This window comes from Pontibacter sp. FD36, assembly GCF_015686655.1.
Taxonomy (GTDB): Bacteria; Bacteroidota; Bacteroidia; order Cytophagales; family Hymenobacteraceae; genus Pontibacter.
Map to the genome: position 1 here is coordinate 245,169 of NZ_JADPMP010000006.1, position 21,170 is coordinate 266,338.

At 50.1% G+C, this 21,170-nt stretch carries 18 protein-coding genes; 11 read left to right on the plus strand and 7 right to left on the minus strand.

Features of this window, described 5'->3' with window-relative positions; genetic code table 11:
* Positions 1 to 20: 20 nt before the first annotated feature.
* The 6 genes from I0P70_RS10300 to I0P70_RS10325 all read left to right on the plus strand — a co-directional run bounded on the left by I0P70_RS10300 (position 21) and on the right by I0P70_RS10325 (position 10,289).
* On the plus strand, positions 21 to 1,280 hold the full coding sequence (locus tag I0P70_RS10300; RefSeq protein WP_196117387.1) for a DUF819 domain-containing protein: 1,260 nt from the start codon (positions 21 to 23) through the stop codon (positions 1,278 to 1,280).
* 83 nt (positions 1,281 to 1,363) lie between these two features.
* Complete coding sequence (locus tag I0P70_RS10305; protein WP_196117389.1) at positions 1,364 to 2,572, plus strand: C40 family peptidase; 1,209 nt, start codon at positions 1,364 to 1,366, stop codon at positions 2,570 to 2,572.
* Between the two features lie 375 nt (positions 2,573 to 2,947).
* A complete protein-coding gene (locus I0P70_RS10310; RefSeq protein WP_196117391.1) occupies positions 2,948 to 4,201 on the plus strand; it encodes an ROK family transcriptional regulator in 1,254 nt (417 codons plus the stop codon).
* On the plus strand, positions 4,189 to 6,162 hold the full coding sequence (gene nagB, locus I0P70_RS10315; protein ID WP_370583197.1) for a glucosamine-6-phosphate deaminase: 1,974 nt from the start codon (positions 4,189 to 4,191) through the stop codon (positions 6,160 to 6,162). Before I0P70_RS10310 ends, nagB begins: the two co-directional genes overlap by 13 nt.
* A gap of 365 nt (positions 6,163 to 6,527) precedes the next feature.
* The gene (locus I0P70_RS10320) at positions 6,528 to 8,867 is read left to right on the plus strand and encodes a glycoside hydrolase family 20 protein (RefSeq protein WP_196117395.1); all 2,340 of its coding nucleotides are present in this window, start codon (positions 6,528 to 6,530) and stop codon (positions 8,865 to 8,867) included.
* 123 nt (positions 8,868 to 8,990) lie between these two features.
* On the plus strand, positions 8,991 to 10,289 hold the full coding sequence (locus I0P70_RS10325) for a sugar MFS transporter (RefSeq protein ID WP_196117397.1): 1,299 nt from the start codon (positions 8,991 to 8,993) through the stop codon (positions 10,287 to 10,289).
* 122 nt (positions 10,290 to 10,411) lie between these two features.
* Here the strand turns inward: I0P70_RS10325 and I0P70_RS10330 are convergent, their stop codons facing one another.
* Positions 10,412 to 10,564, minus strand: a complete 153-nt coding sequence (locus tag I0P70_RS10330; protein ID WP_196117400.1) for a hypothetical protein — start codon at positions 10,562 to 10,564, stop codon at positions 10,412 to 10,414.
* 246 nt (positions 10,565 to 10,810) lie between these two features.
* On the opposite strand from I0P70_RS10330, the gene I0P70_RS10335 reads away from it, so the two are divergent.
* The 4 genes from I0P70_RS10335 (at position 10,811) to I0P70_RS10350 (ending at position 15,247) form a co-directional block, all read left to right on the plus strand.
* The gene (locus I0P70_RS10335) at positions 10,811 to 11,191 is read left to right on the plus strand and encodes a hypothetical protein (protein WP_196117402.1); all 381 of its coding nucleotides are present in this window, start codon (positions 10,811 to 10,813) and stop codon (positions 11,189 to 11,191) included.
* A 267-nt stretch (positions 11,192 to 11,458) separates the two neighbouring features.
* A complete protein-coding gene (locus tag I0P70_RS10340) occupies positions 11,459 to 14,305 on the plus strand; it encodes a pitrilysin family protein (protein WP_196117404.1) in 2,847 nt (948 codons plus the stop codon).
* A 146-nt stretch (positions 14,306 to 14,451) separates the two neighbouring features.
* The gene (locus tag I0P70_RS10345) at positions 14,452 to 14,682 is read left to right on the plus strand and encodes a hypothetical protein (protein ID WP_230392117.1); all 231 of its coding nucleotides are present in this window, start codon (positions 14,452 to 14,454) and stop codon (positions 14,680 to 14,682) included.
* 67 nt (positions 14,683 to 14,749) lie between these two features.
* Positions 14,750 to 15,247: a DUF4112 domain-containing protein gene (locus I0P70_RS10350; RefSeq protein WP_196117406.1), complete on the plus strand. Its 498-nt coding sequence runs from the start codon at positions 14,750 to 14,752 to the stop codon at positions 15,245 to 15,247.
* A gap of 6 nt (positions 15,248 to 15,253) precedes the next feature.
* Here the strand turns inward: I0P70_RS10350 and uvsE are convergent, their stop codons facing one another.
* The 4 genes from uvsE to I0P70_RS10370 all read right to left on the minus strand — a co-directional run bounded on the left by uvsE (position 15,254) and on the right by I0P70_RS10370 (position 19,377).
* Positions 15,254 to 16,147, minus strand: a complete 894-nt coding sequence (uvsE, locus tag I0P70_RS10355; protein WP_196117408.1) for a UV DNA damage repair endonuclease UvsE — start codon at positions 16,145 to 16,147, stop codon at positions 15,254 to 15,256.
* An 80-nt stretch (positions 16,148 to 16,227) separates the two neighbouring features.
* Positions 16,228 to 16,875 carry a carboxypeptidase-like regulatory domain-containing protein gene (locus I0P70_RS10360; protein WP_196117410.1) on the minus strand — a complete coding sequence of 216 codons (648 nt, stop codon included), beginning with the start codon at positions 16,873 to 16,875 and terminating at the stop codon, positions 16,228 to 16,230.
* 205 nt (positions 16,876 to 17,080) lie between these two features.
* Complete coding sequence (locus I0P70_RS10365; protein ID WP_196117411.1) at positions 17,081 to 17,776, minus strand: hypothetical protein; 696 nt, start codon at positions 17,774 to 17,776, stop codon at positions 17,081 to 17,083.
* Positions 17,777 to 18,141: 365 nt separating this feature from the next.
* On the minus strand, positions 18,142 to 19,377 hold the full coding sequence (locus I0P70_RS10370) for a metallophosphoesterase (protein WP_196117413.1): 1,236 nt from the start codon (positions 19,375 to 19,377) through the stop codon (positions 18,142 to 18,144).
* A gap of 186 nt (positions 19,378 to 19,563) precedes the next feature.
* Between I0P70_RS10370 and radC the strand changes: the two genes are divergently transcribed.
* Positions 19,564 to 20,262: a DNA repair protein RadC gene (radC, locus tag I0P70_RS10375; RefSeq protein ID WP_196117415.1), complete on the plus strand. Its 699-nt coding sequence runs from the start codon at positions 19,564 to 19,566 to the stop codon at positions 20,260 to 20,262.
* A gap of 127 nt (positions 20,263 to 20,389) precedes the next feature.
* Here the strand turns inward: radC and I0P70_RS10380 are convergent, their stop codons facing one another.
* Both I0P70_RS10380 and I0P70_RS10385 read right to left on the minus strand, forming a co-directional pair.
* Positions 20,390 to 20,590: a YwbE family protein gene (locus tag I0P70_RS10380; protein ID WP_196117417.1), complete on the minus strand. Its 201-nt coding sequence runs from the start codon at positions 20,588 to 20,590 to the stop codon at positions 20,390 to 20,392.
* 5 nt (positions 20,591 to 20,595) lie between these two features.
* Complete coding sequence (locus tag I0P70_RS10385; protein WP_196117419.1) at positions 20,596 to 21,114, minus strand: hypothetical protein; 519 nt, start codon at positions 21,112 to 21,114, stop codon at positions 20,596 to 20,598.
* Positions 21,115 to 21,170 lie beyond the last annotated feature (56 nt).

A 21,170-nucleotide genomic window follows, 5' to 3' on the forward strand; every position in this document is an offset into this window, starting at 1 on the left:
AAAGGGAAATCAAACATTGCATGGAAGAAACTACCGCTGCAGCACCTCTTATCACCAACGATGCCGTCGTGCTGGGCATTCTCGTCGTCATATTAGCGATCATATTCAAGACATCATCCAGCGAACGCACCGTCTTCAGGAAATTCTACTCGGTAGTGCCTTCGCTCTTGCTGTGTTACCTCATTCCGAGTTTGCTGAACTCTCTGAACATTATCTCAGGTGAAACCTCAGCACTGTACGGGATGGCGTCGCGTTACCTGTTGCCAGCGAGCTTGGTGCTCTTCACTATCAGCCTCGACCTGAAAGAGATCTGGAAACTGCGCCATAAAGCGGGACTTATGTTCATTACCGGTACGGTCGGTATTGTGATTGGTGGTCCGCTGGCAATCCTGATCGTCTCTACTTTTGCACCCGATGTGGTGGGAGGAGCGGGTCCTGATGCTGTCTGGCGTGGACTGACCACCATTGCAGGCAGCTGGATCGGCGGCGGTGCCAACCAGTTGGCGATGTACGAGATCTTCCAGCCTAGTCCGAACCTGTTCTCTGCCGTAATTGCGGTGGATGTGATCGTGGCTAATATCTGGATGGCAGTATTATTGTACGGATCAGGGAGATCAGAAAAGATAGACGCTTTCTTTAAGGCCGACAGTTCGGCTGTAACTAACCTGAAAAATAAGATTGAGCAATACCGCAAGAGTATCATGCGGGTGCCCACTATGCCTGATCTGATGCTGATAGCAGGTATAGGCTTCGGTTTGACAGGGCTCGCGCACTTCTTTGCGGATATTATCGCTCCCTGGATTGAGGCGAATGCACCAGAGTTGGCTCGTTTCAGTCTCACCTCCGGTTTTTTCTGGTTGGTGGTGCTGGCTACCACTTTTGGTATGCTGCTTTCAACTACCAAAGCCCGTAACCTGGAAGGCGCGGGTGCTTCGCGTGTTGCCAGTATATTCCTTTACATCCTGGTGGCGACTATCGGCATGCAGATGGATGTGACGGCCATCGTGAGTCAGCCGGGTCTGTTCCTGGTGGGTCTTATCTGGATTTCGATGCACATGCTGCTGCTCTTTATCGTGGGCAAACTCATCAAGGCACCGTTCTTCTTCCTGGCTGTGGGTAGTCAGGCGAATGTGGGAGGTGCGGCTTCGGCTCCGATTGTGGCGGCGGCCTTCCATCCGGCACTGGCTCCTGTTGGCGTGCTATTGTCTATTCTGGGTTATGCCGTGGGTACCTATGGAGCTTATATCTCAGGTATACTCATGCAGCTCGTAGCAGAGTAGCGAATTATTGTTAATGTATTAATGTTCAGTATGTAATGCTGTTGTCAGGCTTTGGCGCCTGCCCACGTTTTAAAACCTATACTATGATTAGAAAGAGTCTTTTTGCATTGTTGCTCCCACTGGTGCTTTCGGCCTGTGCGGGCACACAAACCGCTACATCTGAAAATGCAACTACCGCAAGCGCTGCTACCGCTGTTTCTCCTGTCAAGGTGCACATTGATGCAGTGCGTCAGCAGTTCGCCCCTGATAAGCGTGTGGCCCTGTTTGATGTGGAACCTAATGGCAACGTGCTACGTGGCGAAACGAACATGCCGGAAGCCAAAGCGGATCTGCTCAAGCGTCTGCAGGCGGCCAATGTTTCGTTTGTAGACAGTATACAGGTGCTGCCGGAAGCAGAACTGGAAGGGAAGCACCAGGCCATCGTAACGATCTCGGTTGCCAACCTGCGCTCACAGCCAAAGCACTCAGCCGAACTGGCTACACAGGCAACCATGGGCACCCCGCTTAAGGTATGGAAGAAGCAAAACGGCTGGTACCTGGTGCAGACGCCTGACCAGTACCTGGCTTGGGTAGATTACGGTGGCGTAGCCCTGATGGACCAGACAGCCTTCAACAACTGGCAGCAGGGCAAAAAGCTGATTTACACCAAAACCTATGGTTTTGCGCACGCCACGGGAGACAAGAACGCTACGATTGTGTCGGATATGGTGTATGGTGACGTGATGGTGTTGAAGAACAAAACGAAAGATTTTTATGAAGTGGCTTTCCCGGATGGCCGAACCGGATTTGTGTCTGCTGCCGAAGCCATGGACTTCAAGGAGTGGGTAGCCACCCGTAAACCGACTGAGGAGAACCTGGTGGCTTCCAGCAAAGAGATGCTGGGTATGCCATACCTGTGGGGCGGCACTTCCGTGAAAGGAATGGACTGCAGCGGCTTTACCAAAACCATCTTCTTTATGAACGGCCTGGTGCTGCCGCGTGATGCTTCGCAGCAGGTGCACATTGGCGAGTTGGTGCCGACTGACAAGGGTTGGGACGAATTGCGTCCGGGTGACCTGTTGTTTTTTGGCGTGCCTGCCAAAGACGGTAAGCCGGAGCGTGTGGTGCACGTAGGTATGTGGATTGGCGGTAATCAGGAATTCATTCACTCCGCCGGACGTGTGCGTATCAACAGTATGAATCCGTCAGCTGAAAACCATGATGCTTCTGAACTGGCCCGCTTCCTGCGTGCCAAGCGTATATCACCGGAAGCAACGCTGGTAGATTTGCGTCAGAAGCCGCTGTATGAATAAGGTATAGCAAGGAACCTATAGAAAGGCAGTGGCGAAAGCTACTGCCTTTTTTTGTGGTGTGATTTATTGATGTAGCAAAACTTATGACTGTTGATGGAGTGGACCTGGCTCAGGATAGGGATTCAACCTAGGTGGGACAAGTACGCGACATCGCCTAGGGTAACCTCGCCGACTACTTCAATATGAATTCAACCTAGGTAAGAGAAGTATTTAACCCTCGGTAACAGATTAAGTTTTATTAAAAATTTGTCTGGACGCAGGTTGTTACATTATTTTTTATTTAATTTATCTATACTTTAATAAAAATTTAACAAAAGTTTTTGGATATAATCTCTTAATCCTCGTACTTTATAGTATAACACCAAAACTGATAGCATGAGCGCATTCCTGGCACTGGAAGAAGGATATCTGGAGAAGCTGAACCACGTGGAGCGGAAGAAGCATCTGCAGAAGATCAGGATCGTGCGGCACTTGTATGTAAAGGGCGCTCGCTCTAACGCCGATATCTGTAACCGCTTCAATATCAGTTCGCCAACCTCCATGGCTTTGCTAAATGAATTGATGGCTGAAGGGCTGGTGGAGAAGCAGGGGCGTGGCGAATCAGTAGGAGGGCGAAAGCCTGAGCTGTATGGGCTGCGCAATAATTCTCTTTTCGTGCTGAGCATTGAAATGGAAAAGTTCAGTACCCGCATGGCCATTTTTGATGGGAACAATAACAACATCACCGGTGTCCATACCTTTCCACTAAATCTCTCAAAAGATCTCAGCGCTATTGAGGAGTTGTACCAGCATGCCAACAGCCTGGTGCTTTCGGCAGGTATAGATACTGACAAACTGATGGGCATTGGCCTAAGCATGCCGGGCCTTGTGTCATCACGCGAAGGCGACAGCTATACCTATTTGCTCACGGGGCAGAACGAAACACCGCTGCAGGATCTGCTGGCGCTGAAGTTCAGCAAGCCAGTCTACATCCAAAATGACGTGAAAAGCATCACCTTGGCAGAATACCGCTTTGGGGCTGCGCAGAGCAAACGCGACGTGCTGGTGCTCACACTGGACTGGGGCATCGGTCTGGGCATCATCATGGACGGGAAGCTGCGTGTGGGCACCTCCGGTTTTGCGGGCGAGTTCGGGCACATTCCTTTTATCGACAACGGCGTGCTGTGCCACTGCGGCAAGCGGGGCTGTCTGGAGACGGTGGCTTCAGGAAGTGCACTGGCACGTATGGCTCGCGAAGGGCTTCAGGCAGGACAGGATACTTTGCTTAAAGCGCTGTCTGACCACGAGCCGGAGAAGATTGAACCGCAGGCCATCATACAGGCTGCACACGAAGGGGACCAGTACGCCATCAACATATTGGCCGAAACAGGCCGCAACCTGGGCAAAGGCATCGCCATGCTGATCCAGCTGTTTAACCCGGAGCTGATCATCATCGGCGGCAAAATGGCCGAAGCCAGGCAGTATCTCACCACCCCGATACAGCAATCGATCAACACGTACTGCATGACGCAGCTGCGCGAACGCACTGAAATAGCACTCTCCAAACTGGGGCAGAAGGCAGGTATACTAGGGCCGGTGGCCACGGTAATGGAGCGCATTTTTGAGCACCGCATTGAATCAACGAAATAACAGAACAACGAAACACAACATCACATTATAGCACAAATAAAATGGCACGATTAAATCTTCTGGAAGAAACCCGATTTGAAAAGCTTCCGGTTACTGTTTACTCCGATGAATATGTCGCTTCCGTAAAAGTGGCGCAGCGCATTGCGGAGTTGATCCGATACAAGCAGGGACGCAACGAGAAGGCTGTGCTCGGTCTGGCCACTGGTGCCACGCCGGTGAAGGTATACGCCGAGCTGGTGCGCCTGCACCGCGAAGAAGGCCTGAGCTTCCGCAATGTGATCACCTTCAATCTGGACGAGTACTACCCGATGCAGCCGACTGCGGTGCAGAGCTACGTGACGTTCATGAACGAGAATCTGTTCGACCACATTGACATCAACAAAAACAACGTACACATACCGGATGGCACCCTGCCGCAGGAAAGAATTCATGACTACTGCCTGGAGTACGAGCGCAAGATCGAAGCCGTAGGCGGACTGGACCTGCAGTTGCTGGGGATAGGCCGTACAGGTCACATCGGTTTCAACGAACCGGGCTCTGCGCCAAACTCAGGCACACGTCTGGTGACGCTCGACGACCTGACCCGTCGCGATGCCTCCCGTGACTTTGGTGGTAAAGAGAATGTGCCGCGCAAAGCCATCACCATGGGTATCGGTACCATCTTCAAAGCCCGGGAGATCATCCTGATGGCCTGGAGCGGAAAGAAAGCGCCGATCATCAAGAAAGCCGTGGAAGGCGAGATGTCAAGCGACGTGCCGGCTACCTATCTGCAGCTGTCTGACAATGTGGAGTTTGTGCTGGATATGGACGCCGCTTCGGATCTGACTCGCTTCAACACGCCATGGCTGGTAAAAGATTGCGTATGGGATGATGCCCTGATCAAAAAAGCGGTGATCTGGCTGTCACAGACGGTGAAGAAGCCGATCCTGAAGCTGACCGAGGAGGATTACAACAACCACGGTATGGCGCAGCTGATCACTGAAAAAGGTACTGCCTACGAGATTAACATCGATATTTTCAATAAACTGCAAAGCACCATCACCGGCTGGCCAGGTGGTAAACCAAATGCCGATGACAAGCGTCGTCCGGAGCGTGCCGAGCCTGCCCGCAAGCGTGTCGTGATTTTCTCGCCACATCCGGATGATGATGTAATCTCCATGGGTGGTACGTTCATCCGTCTGGTAGACCAGGGGCACGACGTGCATGTGGCGTATCAGACTTCCGGCAACACAGCCGTGTGGGACGACGATGTGCTCCGCTACATGGAGTTTGCCATCGACTTCAACAAAAGCATCGGCCAGGAAACGGATCACCTGGAAAATATTTACGAAGACATGCGCGGCTTTATTGATAACAAGCAGCCAAATCAGCTCGATACACAGGAAATTCGTGACGTGAAGGGCTTTATTCGCAAAAGCGAGGCTATTGCCGGTGCCCGTTATGCCGGTCTGGATGATGATCACATCCACTTCATGGCGCTGCCTTTCTATGAAACAGGCAAGACCGTGAAGAAGCCGGTGACTGATATTGACGTGGAACTGACGATGGAACTGCTGCAGCAGGTGAAGCCGCACCAGGTGTTTGCCGCCGGCGACTTTGCTGACCCGCACGGTACGCACATTGTGTGCTTCAATATCGTGCTGGCGGCCCTCTCTCGCCTTCGTGAGACAGAGGATTGGGCTAAAGATTGCTGGCTGTGGATGTACCGCGGCGCCTGGCATGAGTTCGCCACTCACGAGATCGAGATGGCTGTGCCGCTGTCGCCGCAGGAAGTGGAACGCAAGCGCAATGCCATCTTTAAGCACCAGTCTCAGAAAGACCGTCCGGTGTTCCCGGGTGATGACGCCCGCGAGTTCTGGGTACGTGCCGAAGAGCGCAACCGCGAAACCGCCAAGAGCTACGACGACCTCGGCCTTGCCAACTACGAAGCCATGGAAGCTTTCGTGAAATGGAAATTCTAGTTTGATCAATGACAGCTAAAACGAAGCAAATTGCTTAGCTTTGTTTTAGCTGTTTTTTTTTCGGCTGAGGGCAAATGCTTCTAATTCTATTGTTAAAAAGGGCCATTTCATTCTAATTTTGCCATCCTGTAAGGATCTTGTTGGCAAGTGGCATAGGCTTGAATTCTTGAAGTTAAAGTCTTATCACGCAGTCGCGCATTTTTAGAGTATAGAGCTGGGCTGGCGCTTTTTAACATTGGTATAGAGCCTATCTTTGTTGGAGACGGCTTTTTATCACTAAATGAAAGTTGGAGCCGAGTCTCAGTAACATACAAACAGCTATTACATCGCCATTAACCAACCCAACCATAACACCCGTTTCTGACATGACTTTCAGAAAAAACATTCTCACCCTTTTGCTTTCGATTTTCTTTACGGCAGGTATAGCTACGCTTTCAAAGGCGCAGGTAAAACCCGAGTCGCTCTCGCTGATACCGCAGCCCGTGAAGCTGACCACCCAGAAAGGAGGCTTCCTGGTGCAGCCCTCCACCAAGGTGTATGTGGACCCCAAAAATGACGATCTGCTGCGTGTAGGCGAGTTTTTGGCGCAGCACATCGAGGACGCGATCGGACATAGGCCCGAGGTAATCCAAAAGAAGCCAAAGAAAAAAGAGACGAACCTGATTCATCTGACGCTGAAGACAGATAACGACACGCTGGGTGCGGAGGGTTATACCTTGAGCGTTACCCAAGGCCGCATAACACTGGCTGCAAAGGAAGCACACGGCGCTTTTCTGGGTATGCAGACTGTGCGTCAGCTGCTGCCAGCTCAGAAAACATCTAAGTCGGCGCTTATACCTGCGCTCCAGATCGTGGACAAGCCCCGCTATACCTGGCGCGGCATGCACCTGGACGTAACCCGCCATTTCTTCCCGGTGGAGTTCGTGAAGCAGTACATCGACTACCTGGCCATGCACAAGCTAAATAGCTTCCACTGGCACCTGACGGACGACCAGGGCTGGCGCATCGAGATCAAAAAACACCCGAAACTAACCGAAGTTGGCGCCTGGCGCGACAGCACCCTGATCGGGCACTACTGGGACCTGCCGCAGACTTACCGCAAGCGCCGTCACGGTGGCTATTATACCCAGGAGCAGATCAAAGAAGTGGTGAAATATGCACAGGACCGCTTTATCAACGTAGTGCCGGAGATCGAGATGCCTGGTCACGCACTGGCGGCGCTGGCTGCTTATCCGGAGCTTTCGTGCACGGGCGGTCCGCACAAAGTAGAGTCGAAGTGGGGTATTTTTCCTGATATTTTCTGTGCCGGTAACGAGCAGACGTTTGCGTTCCTGGAAGATGTGCTCACGGAAGTGATGGAGCTCTTCCCGAGTAAAGTGATTCACGTAGGGGGCGACGAGGCACCAAAAACCCGCTGGAAAGTATGCCCGAAATGCCAGAAGCGCATTAAGGACGAAGGTTTGAAAGACGAACACGAACTGCAGAGCTATTTTGTGCAGCGCATGGAGAAGTTCGCTAACAAGAACGGCCGCATCATCATCGGTTGGGACGAGATTCTGGAAGGTGGCCTGGCACCGAATGCTTACGTGATGTCGTGGCGCGGTACCAAAGGAGGTATAGCTGCTGCTAAAGAAAAGCACTACGTCGTTATGTCGCCGGGTACGCCTCTTTACTTCGACTACTACCAGGGCGAACGTGACCTCGAACCAACCACCATACACGGGTATAACCCACTTTCCAAGGTATACGCCTACGATCCAACGCCAAGCGAACTGTCTGCCGAGGAGAAAAAGTACATCCTGGGCGCGCAAGCCAACATGTGGACCGAGTATGTTTCCACTGAAGAGCATTTAGAGTACATGGTGTTTCCGCGCATAGCCGCCCTCAGCGAAGTGCTGTGGACACCTGCCAAACTGAAAGACTGGAAAAGTTTCCAGAACCGCATGACGCAGCAATACAAGCGTTATGATGCGTTGGGAGTCAATTACGCTCGCAGTGCTTTCAATGTGAACCAGCAACTGGAGGTAGACTCGACAAGCAACCGGGCCACCGTGACCTTTGATACGGATGCGGCTGATGTGACCATCCACTATACCCTGGACGGATCGGAGCCAAGCACCCGATCACAGGTATACAAAGGACCGTTCCCGCTCAACAGAACCTCAACTATCAAAGCCGGGTCTTTTGTGAATGGCAAGCTGGTGGGCAAGGTGAGCACCCGTACGTTTGAGGCGCACAAAGGCTTTAACAAGACCATCACACTCACTACGCCGGCTCATCAGAATTTCGCTAAGAAAGCAAAACTGGTAGACGGCTTGAAAGGCTCGACCGATCAGTACGATGGTCACTGGGTTGGCTTCCTGGACACAGATGTGGAGGCGATCATCGACCTGGGGAAAGAGCAGCCGATCAAAAGAATAAGCACGAACTTCATGCAAAACATTGGCTACCGTATTTTCCTGCCGGTGCAGGTAGAGTATGCGCTGTCAGTGGATGGTATCAGGTATGTGACTGTGGACACGATCGATGATCCAAACCCACTGGGTGCAGAGGGCATCACGACCCACGAAGTAGCTGCCACGCTGCCACTTACCCGTGCCCGCTTTGTAAAAGTGAAGGTCCGAAGTGTAGGCGTGAGCCCTGATAAGTACCCTTCAGCCGGACAGAAAACCTGGCTGATGCTGGACGAGATCGTGGTGGAGTAATCTGTAGCTCAAATTTAAAGGTTATAACACCTGATATAAGCGAGATAAATTTTATATTGTACCCTTATTCCCGGGCTTAATCTCCTGGAACAGTTTTGCACCTTATCTATACCTAAACTTATCATGACTAAAGTAGCCCCTTCCACAAATAGCAAAACCGGGCAGGAGAATGCTTCTGGTGGGTACATGCGCTCGATCATCATCATCGGTGCGCTGTTCTTTATCTTCGGCTTCGTTACCTGGCTGAACTCCCTGCTGATTCCCTACCTGGAGATTGCCTGTGAACTCACCAAGTTCCAGTCTTTCTTCGTAACCTTTGCTTTCTACATCGCTTACCTGGTCATGGCGCCGCTGTCTACCAGAGTGCTGACGAAGTTTGGTTTTAAGAATGGCATGTCGGTGGCTTTGGTCGTGATGGCGGTCGGTGCGGCCCTGTTCATACCTGCCGCTATGACCCGCGTTTACCTGATGTTCCTGGCAGGCCTGTTCATCATTGGCTGTGGTCTGGCTATCCTGCAGACGGCTTCTAACCCTTACATTACGATCCTTGGTCCGGCAGAAAGTGCTGCCAAGCGCATCAGCATCATGGGTATTTGCAACAAAATGGCTGGTGCAGCAGCTCCGATTATCCTGGGCTTTTTCCTGAACCTGGAAGATGCAGATAAGCTGAAGTCAGAGGTGCTGGGTATGACAGACGCCGCTCGTGAGGCTGCTTTGAATGAAATGGCGCTGCAGGTGATACCTCCTTATATCGGCATTGTAGTGGTGCTGTTGATACTCGGATACTGGATCTATCGCTCCAGCCTTCCTGAAATAGACACCGATGCGGAAGATGAAACAGTAGCAGCTGCTAACACCGGCAAAAAGAGCGTGTTTGCTTTCCCGCACCTGTTGTTGGGCGTATTCTCACTCTTCCTATATGTGGGTGTGGAGGTAATTGCCGTTGACTCGATTATCAGCTACGGCGTGTCTTATGACATTGCGCTTACCACGGCACAGTACTTTGCCAGCGCGACCATGGTTGCGATGGTAGTCGGTTACATCATCGGTATCATTGCCATTCCAAAGTATATCAAGCAGGAGAATGCGCTGAAGTTCTGTGCCATCTTAGGTATAGCGTTCTCGCTGGGAGCTATCTTCACTTCAGGTTACGTTTCAGTAGGCTTCATTGCCCTGCTTGGTCTGGCAAACTCCCTTATGTGGCCAGCCATCTGGCCACTGGCATTGGCTGACCTGGGCCGCTTTACCAAAGCCGCCTCTTCGCTGCTGGTAATGGGTATAGCCGGTGGTGCTATTCTGCCACTTGTATATGGTGCCCTCGCCGATATCATCAATTCGCAGCAGGCTTACTGGATCATGGTGCCTTGCTACCTGTTCATCCTGTACTATGCGATGGCCGGGCATAAGATCAGAACAAGATAATTTTCAGAAACTCAGAAACAGCGACAGGAGCCCCGAAAGAGGCTCCTGTCGCTGTTTCTGAGGTATAGGTAATCTGCTGCGATGCTTAATATCCGCAGGTATAGCCCAGGTATATCGTTTTACTATATAGTATTTGGCAAGATTGTTGATTCTGCAGCTACAGTTGTTGTTGCAGTAGTTGCATCTGCAGCCTGCGCCTTGTTATCGTCGCAGGAGTTGAATAAGGCGAGGATGAGTAGGGTCAGCAGCAGCACCCCATATAGTCTGTTCAGCATGGCTTCTCAAGTTTACAGTGCCAGGAGTTTGGCACTTGGAGTAGTACGCAGGTGGCTTCAGCTTAGTTGAGGCGAAGTACCCAAAGCTGAAGAAATTAATTTTATAGGACGGAAGCTATGGATAGTTTAGTTTTTAAAACAATAGCACTAAATACAGACACAGGCATGACAAGGTATTCAGGTGAATACATACATTTGTACCTGCCAAATAGGTTTTAACTCTCACAATTATAAAATAAACTTAATATGCAACGTCTTAAACTCTTACTCCTGGTTGTACTGTCTGTTGCCACGATGGCATCTTGTACCACCTCCCGCAAGAAAAACAGCAACACCGGACAAGTAGTTATTATCAAAGACAGCAAAGCCGGACATAGAGGCTATAAAAAAGGCTGGACCAAGAATACAAATAACCCGCATCACCCACGCACCACTAACCCAGGCCATACCAAGCACAAGCAGGGGAAGGGAGGCAACACTGTGATTATCGTTAATAACAACAATACTACTGTGAAGCAGGCCGCTCCCAAAGGAAAGCCGGGTAATGGCAATCACCATAATGGCGGAAAAGCAAAAGGTGGTCAGGGCAAAGGAAATCAGGGTAAAGGAAAAGGCGGCAAGAAATAAGCCGCTGCACGCTTGCATCCTGCTACTGTCAGGTATAGGCAGGTCCGGTTTCGGGCCTGCTTTTTTTATTCTCAAGAGTCTGTAGTCAGGGCTTGGTCGTGAGAATAGTCTGATTTGTATATAGAAAACGGAAATAGGTATAAATATCCTGTGTTATGAAATTAAAATGACTATGTTTATAACATATCCTATGACGTATTGTGCAGGATAGATACGTGCCGCCTTTTCCAGGCAATGAATAACAACCTTAATTTAAAAATCTTTTAGATGAACAAGAAGTTTTACACCCTGGCTCTGACCGCCATTCTGTTGGGTACGTCAGTAGAGCAGGTTGTGCTGGCTCAGAAGCCGGTGACGACAGCTGTAGCAGAACTGGATCAACCTATTCCGCTCAACCCCAATGTGCGTACCGGTAAGCTCGCCAATGGCCTGACTTACTACATTCAGAAAAACGGTACACCTGAGAAGCGCGCCGAGCTGCGACTGGCTGTAAACGCTGGTTCTATTCTGGAAGATGACAGCCAGCAGGGGCTAGCGCACTTTGCTGAGCACATGGCTTTTAACGGCACCAAAAACTTCAAAAAGAACGAACTGATCAACTACCTGCAGTCTGTTGGGGTAAAGTTTGGCGCCCACCTGAATGCCTACACCGGCTTCGACGAGACGGTGTACATCCTGCCTATACCTACAGATAAGGAGGAGATCATCGACAAGAGCTTGCTGATCCTGGAGGACTGGGCTTTTAATGTGACTTTCGAAGGCGAGGAGATCGACAAAGAGCGTGGCGTGATCGTGGAAGAGAAGCGCTCGCGACAGGAGGCCGGTATGCGTATGGCTTACCAGTACTTCCCGGTGCTTTTCAAAGACTCCAAGTATGCGCAGCGTCTGCCAATCGGCACTGACGAGGTGCTAAAGACCTTTAAGCACGAGGAGATTCGTCGTTTCTACAAAGACTGGTACCGCCCCGATCTGATGGCCGTAGTAGTGGTGGGCGACATCGACGTGGATGCGATGGAGCAGAAGATAAAAGCGAGCTTCGGCAAGTATAAGGCTTCTGCCAATCCAAAAGAGCGTAAAAGCTTTGAGATTCCTAGTCACAAAGAAACACTTGTTGCGATTGTACGCGACAAGGAAGCGACCATGCCTGGCATGCAACTGCATTATAAGAAAGACGCTCAGAAGCTGAAAACACTGGGTGATATGCGTAACAAGCTGGCCCGCGACATGTACAACGGCATGCTGAACCAGCGCCTGAGCGAACTGCAGCAGCAGGCCGATGCGCCGTTCCTGTTTGCCAGCACGTCTTACACGTCACTGCAGGGCCTGAGCGCAAAAGACGCTTATTCATCTTACTTAACCACAAACGAAACGGGTGTGGTGCGTGGGCTGCGAACAGTGGCTGAGGAAAACGAGCGCGTTAAACGCCATGGCTTTACGGACTCTGAGCTGAGCCGTTACAAAACCCAGATGCTTGCTTCTTACGAACGGGCCTATAACGAGCGCAGCAAAACGAACTCGGGGGTATACGTGAACCAGTACGTAGCCAACTTCCTCGATAACATGCCGGCCACAGGTATAGAGTTCCAATACGAGTTCATCAAGAAACATCTGGAAGGCATCACGCTGGCAGAAGTAAACCAGCTGGCCGCTCAGTGGATCACAGAGGATAACCGTGTGGTTGTGATCACCGCACCTGATAAGGAAACTGTAAAGTTGCCAACAGAGGCAGAGGTATTGGCCATCCTGAAAGAAGCCTCTACCGCTGACCTGCAGCCTTACGAAGATAAAATGACAGCAACCGCCCTGATGGAAGAAACACCTAAGGCCGGTACGATCGCCAAAGAAAGCAAAATAGAGAAACTTGGCGTAACAGAACTAACGCTCTCCAACGGAGTACGTGTTGTGTTGAAGCCAACCGATTTCAAAGACAATGAGATCCTGATGTCGGCTTACAGCCACGGTGGTCACTCGCTTTACAGCGATGCCGATTACCACACCGCGACGTTTACTTCCGAGATCGTGTCACGCAGCGGCCTGAAGGATATGTCGGCCGTGGATCTGCGCAAGGTAATGGCTGGTAAGAGTGCCAACGTCAATGCTTTCATCTCCGAGTTGCGCGAAGGACTCTCAGGTATGGCGACGCCAAAAGACCTGGAGACTATGCTGCAGCTGACGCATCTGAAGTTTACGGCTCCTCGCAAGAGCGAGCAGGACTTCCAGGCGTTCCTGACGCAGTACAATGGCATTTTGCCTAACCTGATGGCTAGTCCTCAGAACTATTTCTCTGACCAGGTAGCCCGCATCATGACGCAGGACCACTTGCGCGCTGGCAGTATACCTACAGTAGAGCATCTGCAGAAAGTAAACCTGGACAGGGCTTTTGAGATCTACAAAGATCGTTTCAGTGATGCCAGCGACTTTACCTTTGTATTTGTGGGCAACTTTGATGTAGAGCAGGTGAAGCCGATGCTGCAGACATACCTGGGAAGCCTGCCATCTACTAACCGCAAAGAGAACTTCAAGGATGTAGGCAAGCGTGCGCCAAAAGGTGTTGTTACCAAAGATCTGGTGAAAGGCACTGATCAGAAGAGCAATGTGATGATCAGCTTCCGTGACCAGACCAAGTACAGCAAAGAGAAGAGCTATCATCTGGCTGCGCTGTCTGAGGTAATGAAGATCAGGCTGACAGAGAAGCTTCGTGAGGAAATAGGTGGCGTTTATGGAACCAGCGTATCTGCCAGCACAAGCCGGATACCTTACCAGAACTACGCCTTCAACATCAGTTTTACCTGTGCTCCCGAAAATGTTGACAAGCTGGTAGCCGCCACTTTCGAAGAGATCCAGAAGCTGCAGAAGAGCGGTGCGATCGAGGCTGATCTGGCCAAAGTAAAAGAGGCGGACAGACGCAGCATCGAAACCAGCATGCGTGAGAACCGTGCCTGGCTGAGCTCACTCGAAAGCGCCTACTATTACGGCGAGCAGCCTACTGCCATCAACGATAAGTTGGAACTGGTGGAGAAGCTTAACTCCAAAGATATCAGCAAGGCCGCTAAAAGCTATCTGAAAATGAATAATTACATTAAAGTAGTGATGAATCCGGAACCTGCACAGTAAGCAAGTCCATAATTAAAATTTTAGGTGCTGCATGTAGCATGGTTTCGGCCTGCTGCATGCAGCACTTTTTTGTATAATTTTATAACTAATATAATTTATTCATGTAAAATGAATAAATTATATTAGTTATAAAATTAGGAAAGCTTATGAAAAGAGTACTTCCATACCTGGTTCTATTAGTTATGCTGACGGGGACTACAATTAATTACTCCTGTTCATCTTTAAATAGAAGCTCTAATGCTATTCTGATGGACGATAGGGGCAGCATGCGTTACATCAAAGGCAAGCCGGACAGAGTGCACAAAAAGTGGAAGGCAAAATCGTCTTACAAGCCCAGGAACAACAAGGTAGCGACACGCAGAAATGCTGACTGGTAGATCTTTCAGAAGAAGCTATCAGAAGATGTTGCTGATACATTTATATACAGCTTACGTATAGGCAGCTATGGAAACGGCAAACACGCACTATACACGCACACCCCGCACCGAAAACCTGAAATGGGTTGAGCGGATCACCCACCTGATGGACAACCAGTTCCGCTTGCCGGGCACTAACTGGCGATTTGGGCTGGATCCCATTCTTGGGCTTTTTCCTGTGGTGGGCGACCTGGCTTCGTTTAGTGTGTCGGCTATGCTGATCCTCACCATGGCCCGCTATGGCGCCAGTGGCAAGATGGTTACCCTGATGCTCCTCAACGTGGCATTGGATGCCCTGTTTGGCAGTATACCCATCCTTGGGAATATCTTTGACTTTGCCTTCAAAGCAAATGAACGTAATGTGCGCATGCTCCGGGCGCACTACGAAGAGGGCAAGTACCAGGGCAGTGGCAAAAACATCATCCTAGGTGTCATCATCGGCATTGTCGTGATCTTCATTCTGCTGATATGGGCCATCTGGGAGCTGCTGGCTTTCGTGTACCAGCTGGTGCAGGGCTGGTTCTAAGCAGGTTTATATTCTGCCCAACGCCTTTGCCACAGCCACTGCCTTGTGAGCACTGGCTTCCTTGTCTTTTATCTCCAGCATGATATCCATGTCGATGCCCTCAGTTTCCACCAGGAAGTCGTGGAAAGCCTGTTCGCCGATGCTTTGTACATGCTTGCCTTTGCGCTCTCCAGGCGATTGGGCACTGTAGTCTACCATCAGCACACCGTCACGTTCGGGTTGCCAGGTCTGGGCAGCCAGCATCACTGCCTCCCGCATCGGTTCACCGTTGTTCACACACTCGTGGTGCAGGTTATCGAAAATGATAGGTATACCTGTTAGTTCGTGCAGCACCAGGCAGTCGGTGAGGCTATAGGTGCGGTCGTCGTTCTCTACGCAGAGGCGGGCCTTTACCGCCTCAGGCAGCATGGTGTGGTATACCTCTGCAAAGCGATTGAGCGCAGACTCCTTGTCACCATAGGCACCGCCACCGTGTATCTGTAACTTAGCGGTGGTGTCTAGCCCCATCAGGTCGAGGATGCTACCCTGGTATACCAGTTCGGCTATACTGTTTTGCACTGTTTGAGGGGTAGGGGAGTTAAGCACCACAAATTGATCAGGGTGCATGGATATACGGAGATTGTGGCGCTTAATGTAATCACCAAGCCGGCGCAGGGTCAGTTTAAAGTGCTCCTGCCAGTTGTAAGTGTTGACGGGGTGCGATGCAAAAGGCACCAGATCGGACGTGAGCCTGAAAAAGTACAGTCCATGCTCCACATTGAATTCCAGTATGCGGCGCAGACAGCTCAGGTTTTGCTCCACTGTCTGAATTAAACGTTCTTCAGAGTAAGAGGCTAACCGAAATGTGCGGGAAGAGGAACAGTCCAGGGTCTCGTTAATGCAAGGATATCCGATTTTCATAAGGTATAGAGGTATGGCTATACCTTAACCTACGCACAAGCAAATGGTTTTGATGAAATCTAATTTCAGGAATAGATACTTTACCGGTCTATTTCGTAGCCGGTGTTGTCCTTAAAGAAGCGGTTGTAGTTCTCCTTTTCCTCTCTGCGGCGCTTCAGTTCCTGGATCAGCAGCAACTGCTGCAGTTTCTGGTTTTGCTTTCCTTCTTTAGAAAACATATCATACAACAGCGAAATAGGGCTGAGTGGGGTAGGGGCGACAGGAGGAGGTGGAGGACCAGGCTCTAGTTCAGGACGATAGCCTTTGCGCTTTACATACTCAGGCTCTTCCGTTTTCATGTTGCGCAGCGCCCGCTGTATCATTTCCTCGGATGGCCGGCTGGTGATCTCCACTTCGCCGAGCATTACACTGTCAGGCTGCAACACAATGTTGACGCGGAGCTCTGAAACGGGCAGGTTACGGGGCAGGTATAACAGAGGCTTAAAGCCAACGGCACGGATCAGCAGCGTGTCACTCTGGTCGATATCAATGAGGAACTTGCCCTCTGCGTCAGAAATAACGCCATAGTTCGTGCCATAGCGGATGACTCCTGCGCCAGGTATAGGGGTGGTTTTGTCGGGTTCGAGCACGGTACCGCTCACGCGTATATTGCGCTGCGCCAGTGCCGGGAGTGCACTCACAAGCAACAGGGCAGAAAGAAGCAGTAGTCGTAGCAGGTATAAGGGCATGTTTCAGCTGCGGCCACTTTAGCGGTGGCAAGGGATTAATGTCAATACGCCGGAAAAGGCTAAAAAGTATGCCGCTGCCAAAATATATAACTGCGCCGCGGCATGGTGCTAAATTACAAAATTTAATGGAAAGCGGGCACTAAAAGCGAAAGCCCATAGCTACGGGCGCTATGGGCTTTCAATACTATTTATACGGCCAGATAACCTATTGGTTATTATCTGTGCCATTGCCAGCATTTGAGTTGCTTCTAGGCAAGTTGGTATTGCTGCCTGAGTTATCGAGCTGGTTAGTGCCGTCATTGCTCATACCCCAATAGTTGGCGCGTTTTTCCTGGTATTGGTTATATTGCTCCTGGGTTAGGATGGATTGTAACTCACGGTCTGTATCCTGCATGATGCGCTCACGCTCCGTATCCAAATCTGTTGTACCAGTTGTACCAGCCGCATTGTTTTGGGCGTTCGTATTCATATTGGTTCGGGTGTCGGTCATCGTGCCTCCATCCATGTCATAACGGTCCTTGTTAGTAGTAGCTGTGTTGTCTACATCTTCCGCTACCTGGCCACCCATACGGTTGGTTTCATTGTAGTTGTACTCCAATTCGCTTAGGCGACGCTCACGTTCATACAGTACTTGCTGTACTTGATTTTGGGTTGCCGTGTCGAGACGCATATCCGTAGCCATCTGGCCGGCTATACGCTCAGAGTTGCTGCGCCACATGGCATCAGAGTTTGACATATCTGTCGTGGTGCCTATGGCTGTTTCATTGCCTCTGATATGGCTTTGGTTTACGTTTTCATCCTGGTTTGCGTCTGCTGTTTCATAGGTTCTGCCCCTGTCTTCACTACAAGACGCAAACATCATGGCACTCACTACAGCTATCGAATAAAATATCTTTTTCATCTTCTTATACTCTAAATTAAACTTATAAAAGCCTGTTGTATTTGCTTTGAAATAGTATAAAACAAATATGGCTTGCTCTAGTGTTTTACGGCGGATGGTTCGATAGGTTTATATGGCGCTTGGTAATAGCTGCTTATGGCTGTCGTTAAAATTTGTTTGGAGATGTTTTTTGGTGCAGTTGAAGCCTGTTTAAAAAAGATGTTATCTATTAGACGCCATGATCGGTGATTCAATTGAGGGGAAGATGGAAATATGATAAAACATGTATTTAGGTGTAGCTTACGTGGAGCTGTATCTACTGATATAAAAAAAGAGCCGACAGTTAAGCCGGCTCTTTCTATGTGATTATTGTAGTTAACTATTGCTTAGGCCCTTCTCAGTTCAAAAACTGTAATCTCGGGCAGGAAGCCCACACGTCCCGGGTAGCCGATAAAACCAAGTCCGGTATTCACATACAGGTGCTGTCTGCCACGCTTGTACAGACCGGCCCACTGCTCGTATACGTACTGCACCGGACTCCATTTCAAACCAGGTATGTTCACCCCGAACTGCATGCCATGGGTATGACCCGAGAGAGTCAGGTCTATGTCATTATACTTCTGATTGATCTCACCATCCCAGTGTGAAGGGTCGTGCGAAAGCAGTACTTTGAACGGACTGCTCTCTGCACCAGTGTAGGCCTTACTTAGATCACCATATTTCGGAAAGCCCGCCCGGTTGCCCCAGTTCTCCACACCTAGGATCGAGATGTGCTCTCCGTCTTTTTCGATGCGGCGGTTCTCGTTCAGTAGCACGTCCCAGCCCATGCGGCGCTGGGTGTCTACCAGTGTTTGCAGGTTCTGCGTCTTCGCCTCACGGCTCTCCCAACTCACGTAGTCCCCGTAATCGTGGTTGCCGAGAACTGAGAAAACGCCCTGTTTCGCCCGGATCTCCTTCAGTGTGTCTACATGCGGCATCAACTCAGTGGCCACATTGTTCACCAGGTCGCCCGTGAAGAATACCAGGTCCGCCTCTTGTTTGTTGATAAGGCGCACAGCCTCTTTCAACGGTTCCGTAGAAGTAAAGCTGCCTGTGTGCATATCTGAGATCTGCAGCATCTTGAAGCCCTCAAAAGCAGCCGGCAGGTTAGGAAAGCGGAGTGTAATGCGCTTTACACGGTAATCATAAGCGCCTTTCACCATGCCGTAAATGAAAGCTGAAAAAGGCACCGCTGCCACGAGCAGGCCCATCTGGTTTAGGAACTTGCTTCGGGAAGGGTCAAAGGTCGTTTCTCCGCTGTTTACGTTGTTGAACACCATCTTACCCAGGCGAAGCGCATCATCTACGAACAGGAAGAGCACAACCACCAGCTTAGAAGCAAAGATGATGAAAAGCGTGCTGGCCAGGTATGTTTTAAAGGCATCTGGCGGCGTGCCACGAGTAAACGAAGCCAATGCAAATGTGCCAGCCGTAATGGCAAACACAACCCAGTGCAAAATATAGATAATGCGCTGCGTACTGGCCGAGAGATTCTGACTGACTGTTTTGATGGCCTGAAAGACATAAAAGTCCACCAGGAATAGGATGAAAATGACTATTCCTATTGAAAAGAATCGTTGCATGTTGTATGGTAATAGCTGCTTAGGAACAGACCGTGGCAGCTTTTGTTTAAAATTGGATAATATGATAAAAAAGTAAGCAAACCGCCCACCTACTCTGAACTATTTTCAGGTGAAACAGATTCACTTAGCAATCATTTCTCTAACAAAATCTGTACCGCAGTGAAAGAAGAAGCTACGTCTGCACTTTTGACATACGATACCGCCACCCTCAACATCAAAACCTGGGCCGAAGAAGACCGTCCGCGCGAGAAGCTCCTGCTCAAAGGCAAGTCCGCCTTGAGCGACGCTGAGCTGATTGCCATCCTGATTGGATCTGGCACCCCAAAACTGACTGCTGTGGACGTAGCCAAGCTCATACTGGCGGCTGTGGGCAACGACCTGAACGAACTGGCCAAACTGACAGTAAAAGATCTGACCAAAATAAAAGGTATAGGCGAAGCGAAGGCCATTTCGATTGTGAGCGCGCTGGAACTGGGCCGTCGGCGCAAAGAAACCGCTTCTGCTGCCAAAACCCGCATCACCTGCTCCACCGACATCTACAACTACATCAAACCCCAACTGCTTGACCTGCCACACGAAGAGTTCTGGGTGATTTTGCTAAACCGCGCCAACGTGGTCATGAAAAAAGAGAGCATCAGCAGCGGGGGAGTAGCGGGTACCGTGGCCGACCCGAAAATGATCTTCAAGAAAGCCATCGAACAGTTGGCGAGTTCTATCATACTGGTGCACAACCACCCGAGTGGCAATATCAAGCCAAGCGGCGCCGACATCGCCCTGACCAAAAAGATGAAAGAAGCCGGCCAGTTCCTTGATCTGCCGATCCTGGATCACATCATCTTTACCGACAACGACTACTACAGCTTCGCCGATGAGGGAATGCTTTGAGTTAGAAGGTTTAAGAAGTTTGAAAATTAAGAACGGGTAATAATGTCATTTCGAACGCTAGTGAGAAGTATGGGTATAAAGCGTCATTACTTCAGACTTCTCCCTTTGGTCGCAATGACAGAGTTGATTAATCTTCTTCTAAAATCTCTTTGACTCGTCCAACTTCCCCTGTCTCGAGCCTGACCTTAATGCCATGCGGGTGGTTGGGAGACTTGGTGAGGATGGCCTCTACGTAACCCTCGGTTAAGTCGCCGGTGCGTTGGTCTTCTTTGAGCACGATGTTCACGTGGGAGCCTATTTTGATGTTGCTGCGTTTGGTGACGTCCATGCTATTTATTTCTTGGTCTGCGGTTTTGAGGTGATGTGTAGAAATTCTTCTTCATCGTTCAGGCTCCAGCGTACAGGGGCTGTGATGTCCTGCTTTTTCACTTCTACTTTTTCGATCTGTTCCAGGTTGGCAAGTATCAGACTGGTGTCTTTGACTAACTGGTTGTTGATGATCACGCGCAGGTTTTGCTGGGGAGCAGGTATACGGTAGTGGGTGTAGATATCCTGTATGGTGACCCACTTTGCTGTAGGGTCAGTTTTCAGAAGAACAGCTCCATCTTTGGCTTTGTCGCCGAACTTTTCTGTAGCCTTTTCATCTTTCAATACTTCGGCGCTTTCAATGTGACTGGCTGCAATAAGCACCAGACTTGCTTGCGCTACCTGCTTGCCATCAACCTCAATGTATGGTTGTGGTTGCTGCACGATTCCTTGCTTTTGCTGCTCCTTGGGATGGATGAGTTCTTGCTGCGCAAATGCCTGCAGGCTGCAAACGGCAAAGAGGAAAGAGAAGATAAGTTTTTTCATAACAGAGTGTTTAAATAAATGTGGTGTTCAGCATAAGGCCTGAGTTTAATAAGCTT